The sequence below is a fragment of the Enterococcus sp. BWT-B8 genome (assembly GCF_020567625.1).
Taxonomy (GTDB): Bacteria; Bacillota; Bacilli; order Lactobacillales; family Enterococcaceae; genus Enterococcus_L.
Genome location: NZ_JAJDJV010000005.1, coordinates 76,787 through 82,289, shown reverse-complemented (window position 1 = coordinate 82,289; position 5,503 = coordinate 76,787). Strand labels below are relative to the sequence as shown.

The 5,503-nt window shown below is 36.3% G+C and carries 5 protein-coding genes; 4 read left to right on the top strand and 1 reads right to left on the bottom strand.

Annotation, left to right across the window (positions count from 1 at the left end):
* Window positions 1-640: 640 nt before the first annotated feature.
* Window positions 641-1,369: a glucosamine-6-phosphate deaminase gene (locus LI951_RS06735; RefSeq protein ID WP_229441657.1), complete on the bottom strand. Its 729-nt coding sequence runs from the start codon at window positions 1,367-1,369 to the stop codon at window positions 641-643.
* Between the two features lie 79 nt (window positions 1,370-1,448).
* Here LI951_RS06735 and LI951_RS06730 point away from each other — a divergent pair, with 79 nt between their 5' ends.
* The 4 genes from LI951_RS06730 (at window position 1,449) to LI951_RS06715 (ending at window position 5,488) form a co-directional block, all read left to right on the top strand.
* Window positions 1,449-2,168 carry a MerR family transcriptional regulator gene (locus tag LI951_RS06730; RefSeq protein ID WP_229441656.1) on the top strand — a complete coding sequence of 240 codons (720 nt, stop codon included), beginning with the start codon at window positions 1,449-1,451 and terminating at the stop codon, window positions 2,166-2,168.
* Between the two features lie 184 nt (window positions 2,169-2,352).
* The gene (locus LI951_RS06725; RefSeq protein WP_229441655.1) at window positions 2,353-2,517 is read left to right on the top strand and encodes a hypothetical protein; all 165 of its coding nucleotides are present in this window, start codon (window positions 2,353-2,355) and stop codon (window positions 2,515-2,517) included.
* Window positions 2,518-3,300: 783 nt separating this feature from the next.
* Entirely contained in the window at window positions 3,301-3,861 is a 561-nt protein-coding gene (locus LI951_RS06720) for a hypothetical protein (RefSeq protein ID WP_202067185.1), read from the top strand.
* Between the two features lie 247 nt (window positions 3,862-4,108).
* Complete coding sequence (locus LI951_RS06715; protein ID WP_229441654.1) at window positions 4,109-5,488, top strand: alpha/beta hydrolase family protein; 1,380 nt, start codon at window positions 4,109-4,111, stop codon at window positions 5,486-5,488.
* Window positions 5,489-5,503 lie beyond the last annotated feature (15 nt).

The window sequence follows — 5,503 nt, the reverse complement described above, 5'->3', positions numbered from 1 at the left end:
AGAGTTTGTTTGCAAAAAATAAAGTATATGGGGTTAAATAAGTAGTGATCGTGGTCTTTTTTGTATATGAACGGATACAAGCAAATGTGATTTAATTGAAAAGACTTAAAAACTTTGATAGTGTTGTAACCTTCAACTATTTAAGTAAGTTTATCATATTCCCAAGGAGACTCGCCTGTCAGCTGTGTCGCTGTCAATAATTTGATGAGTCCAGGATTGGATGAAGAGCTGGACTTGAAAAATGCGGCTCCTTGGGAATATTTGTTAGAAGAAATGTCAAAACTGACATAGACAGCTTAAGCCTCGTACATGCGTGACAACGAGCCTTCTTGTGTATGGTGCTGGTTGAGAACTTTTCAAGGCTGCTCCCAAAGTTTTTACCCAACTCTGCCAGTTACAGGTATATACCCCAGCTCGTTGTCAAACCTGTACTAGAGAGGCTGAAAACTAAATAACGAGCGAATTTTAATAAGCGGCTAACTTGAAATTTATAATTGATTGTTTGAATAAAAAAATGAAAAAAGAAGAAATTCTCCTGATTACAGACTTTCAGGAAGAGAATTCCTTCTTTTTTATTTAATGTCTCTGACTCTTTTTGTTTCCTTGTTTTCTAATTAATATACAACTAATAGTCTCAAAGTTAAATATATTCAGTAATTTCCTGCGCCGCTTCTTCATCCAGAATGAGTGTAAAGTTTGGATGAAGCTGAAAGACAGAGGAGGGAACACTTTCAGTAACCTCGCCGAAGAAAGCTTTTTTTATGATGTTTGCTTTACTCCTTCCAGAGGCCATCATGATAATTCTTGGAATGTTCATAATACTTCTTGGTCCCATCGTCACATAACCGTCAGGAAGTTCTTCCGGATTACCATTAACTTCTCCTAATAAAATATCTTTCATATCTGGTCTGGAATCAATAGACACGAAGGTTGTCTGATCACAAAATTTTGTTGTATAAGGCAGATTTCCGCAAAAATGTCCGTCTGCACCAATCCCTAGAAAGACAATATCCAGTCCGCCAACTTGTTCAAGGTAGTCATCATGTGTTTGATAATTGTCCATTGTTAGTTTATGAAGCTGTGCATCTTCAATACCAGCTTTATCGAAAAAGCTCTTTTTTAGATTAGTTATAGTAACACCATCTCCGCCGCTTTGATGAAAAGGAATTTCATCAAAGTTGTAGAAAGTTGTGTCTGGTATTGGTTTATTTTTTTGAATATACTCTGAAGCTATTTCATAAGCTCGGATCGGGCTGCTTCCTGCAGTAACGGAAATATTTTTGAACCCTTCTTCATAGATGGCACTGATTAATCTTTCTGAAATACGACTGCTCATTTCCTCATAGTTTTTCGTTACAATAATTTTCATTTATTGTGCCCCTTTCAACTCTTTTTATTATATAATAATGTCTATAGCCACTATAGAGTCAAGAGGATGGAGTGAGATTTTGAAAAAATTTCTTTCGATCGGGGAGATGGCTGAATTATGCGGTATCTCCATTCAAAGACTGCGTTATTACAGCAATATAGGATTAGTAGAGCCGATATATGTGAATCAGGAAAATAATTATCGTTATTATGGTATAAATCAAAAGCAGACGATCTTTTTGATTCAAACGCTTCAATACTTAGGATTGGATTTGAAGGATATTTCAGGATTTATTTCAGATCAGCAGTCCACCGATCATACAGCAGAAAAAATAGCTGAGTATATTCGAAGAGAGGAAGAAAAACTGACTCGGATTCAACTGATTACAAGCATTCTATTTGAAAAAAAGGATTCAACAAAGCTCCCGGAGTTTTTTTCTACACTTGAATTTGAATGTCAGGATGAAACAACTGTTTTTGACTATGGTGATGAATGGATGGCGGCAGCCAAATTTTTTAGGAAAGAGCTGCTTAAACGAAATCTTTCTTTAAGCTATTTGTTTTTTTGCGGTGTTAAATTCCAGCAAGTTGATGATAGAAAAAAATATTTTTATTATATGGAACTGCCAGGGGTGTTTTCTGACGCATTGAACGAAGAAAGATATGAAGATTATGATCTATTCTTTTCTCAAGCAGAGAGTCCTTCCAAGCTTTTACATTCCAGTCAAACAGTTTATATTTTGAGGTTGCCGGAGTCGGTAAGTAAAAGCAATTATAGAGTGCTGCAGCTAAAGCAGTAGAAATAAATTGGTAAGAGGTTGAACTATTTAGTGTGTTGTTGAAAAAGAAAAAATGATGCAAGCCATTTTATTGGCAGCAGGATAACGTTAAGAAGCTGAGCAGTTAATTTACTGATGAGGCCATTTAAAAAATGCTGCCGATAACAAAAAGAAGTCTAATTAAGTAGAACGGGGGAATAAGAATATGAAAAAAGATGATGGCAATTCACTGGCAATTGGAATTTCGCTGGGGCTGATATTCGGCTTGCTGATGGATAATCTGGCAATTGGTTTATGCATAGGGGTTGCATTAGGAGCCAGCGGTGCTTTTGCAACCAGAAACAAAAAGAAAAAGAAGGATAAAGAATAAGAGTACTGTTGATAATACACTTAAGACAAACGATATGGTGAAGGAATCCTGTGTACAGAAAACGAATTATTTCCTCGATACAGCAGAACTGACAGGTACTGAATTGATGAGGTTTTTCCTGTTAAAATTTTGCTGTATCGACTGAAAGGTTACATTAGGGTGTATCTGAAAACTCAAGCGGCGAATAGTTTGATGATTTTTATCAAACTCCTTGTCATAAATACTCGCTTATGAACCACATAAGCTGTGTTTTCTTCCTTGATTTCAACAAAAATCACTGAAAAATTCGAATGCCACTAACTTTTCAGATACACCTTAGTCGATGGAGGAGATAAACCAATTGATTAAAGCTGCCTTCGCTGTGTGAACGATGTCTTATTATTGTAAAGAATGGCTGTTTTTATGAGATAAATGAGTCAATGAGAAAAATATTAATAGATCAAAATTTTTATATTAAGAGGGCTGTAGAAAAATTTTTAGACTTATTGGTAATCGTTACACAGGTACGCAGATCAGATTGAGAACGAAAATTGATTTTCTACTAAAAATGATGAGGCGTGAGCTTTACCGGAGTTTTCAGAAGTGTTTTGATTATGGTGTCATTAAAGAAATGAAGAATAGGGAGTGGAGGACTGACTTATTGATAAAAGAAAAACAAAGCTGGATAAACGAAAAAATCTGATTTTTATTATTGTCTTCTGCTTGTTAGCTGTTTCAGTTGTGTATGCGTTCATCATGATGCAGAGTGCACCTTCCGGAATTTCCAATAAGGAATATAAACTTGTGAAAAGTGATTATGTACTGATGGTATTGCAGTGTCTTGTTGGAATGATTGTTATTTTTATTCCATACAGAGTAGAAAAAATGTACGGGATTGATATTCCGGATTTAATGGAAATCCTTTATTTTATTTTTCTGTTTTGTGCAATATACTTGGGAGAAGTACAAAATTTTTATTATAAAATTCCTTTCTGGGATATGATTCTCCATGGATTTAGCGCGGGAATGCTTAGTGCTTTAGGATTTTTGATCGTTGATTTCATCAGCAGAAGTGAGAGAACAGAGGTTTATTTGAGTCCCTTCTTTGTCAGTCTCTTTGCCTTTTGTTTTGCGACAACCTGTGGAGTATTGTGGGAGGTTTATGAGTATCTGGCAGACCATTTTCTACAAACTAATATGCAGAAATTTATGACAGCAGATGGAAAGATTCTTGCAGGACATGAGGCGCTGGGAGATACAATGAAGGATATCATGGTGAATTTACTGGGAACATTGATTGTTGTGGCAATCGGCTATCTGCATTTGAAAAAGCAGGAGAAACGAAAGAGTAGATTGTTAACCTGAAAATTATTGGAAAGCACAAGAATATTTATTTAGCAGAGAGTTGTTTTAACGAAAAGCAGCTCCTGTTTTTATTTTATGGACATTTTATTAATATATATTTCGCATTAGCAAACTGTGAAATCGGATTTACAAAAGTGAATAAAAGTGATTGTGTATGTTATTCGTGATACGTTATAATTTTAAAGATAAAGTATTTAGTGTTAGTTTAATTTCACCATTGCGGAACAAAAGCTTAGGGAGTTGAAAAATGAAAAAGTTTAGTTGTATGGCAGTCTTGTTTTCGTTGCTATTGATTACAGCCTGTTCATCTGAGTCAGGAAAGGGTCGGTCTTTTAAGGAAGCACATGATGCATTTGAAACAAAACTGATTAGGGAGGAAAGTGATCAAAATCCTGTACCGGAGCCTCCCGCAGGTGTTTTTGACTTAGTTTACTATGATTCTGAAGTTGGAAAACTTGCAGCCTATGTTTCAAGTGATCCGAGAGAGAATGAAAAGCGTCCAATGATGATTTGGGTGACCGGCGGCTGGGGAAATGGACTCGATGAAATTGCCTGGTCTTATCCGGATTGGGAAAATGATCAGACTGCATCTGCATTTAGAGAAGCCGGGATATTGATGATGTATCCCTCTTTTCGAGGAGGCAGCGGCAATCCGGGAAACTATGAAACACTTTTTGGCGAAGTAAACGATATTGTTTCAGCCTATGAATATGCTGCTTCATTGCCTTATGTTGATCCAGATCGTATTTATCTTGGCGGACACAGTACAGGCGGTACTCGAGCACTGCTTGCTTCTGAGTATACGGATCAGTTTCGTGCGGTATTTTCGTTTGGGCCGGTAGATGATGTCAGTTACCATAATGCTTCTGAATTTACCTTTGACACAGAGAATAAAGAAGAGTATAGATTACGTTCGCCGATTCACTGGTTGTCTGATATCAAATCACCTACATTTGTAATTGAAGGATCAGCTGGAAATGCCAGTAATCTCAAGGAAATTGAACGCCAATCTAAAAATGAAAATTTGCAATGCTTTATTGTTGAGGATGCGGATCATTTTTCTGTACTTGCACCGGTTACCAGACTATTTGCACAGAAAGTTATTAAAGATACAGGAGTGGAACCAGATATTTCTTTGACTGAAAAGGAATTACAGACAGCGATGAAACAGGTACCTGAGAAAATATATCCTCTGATGAAAACGTACAGAAATGAAATGTTTGGCTTTGGAATGGAAATCCCGGCTATCTGGGAAGTTTTTGACGAATCAGAAGATGAAGCGGACATCATGTTTGCTTCGGCGTATGAAGGAGATAATTTCTGGGAAGCGTCTTTATTGTTCAGTTACGTGTATGAAGCTGAATCTGCTGTTGCCTTTAGCGAATTCATTCAATACTTAAATTCTGAAGGTGATCAATATGAGGGAAGTGAGATTGATATAAATGGGCAGAAAGCTTTTTCTGCAGAATGTCTGACCTACAGCAGCGGCATTTCGTTTTATAGTAAAGTTATTGGTATTCAAAAAAATGGTAAATTTTATGAGTTTTGGTTTGATACACCGGAAGAATTTTGGGAAGATGCAAGCATTATCTTTGAGCAGGTGATTGAGTCAATTACGTTAAAATAATTTTTTATAAGGAAT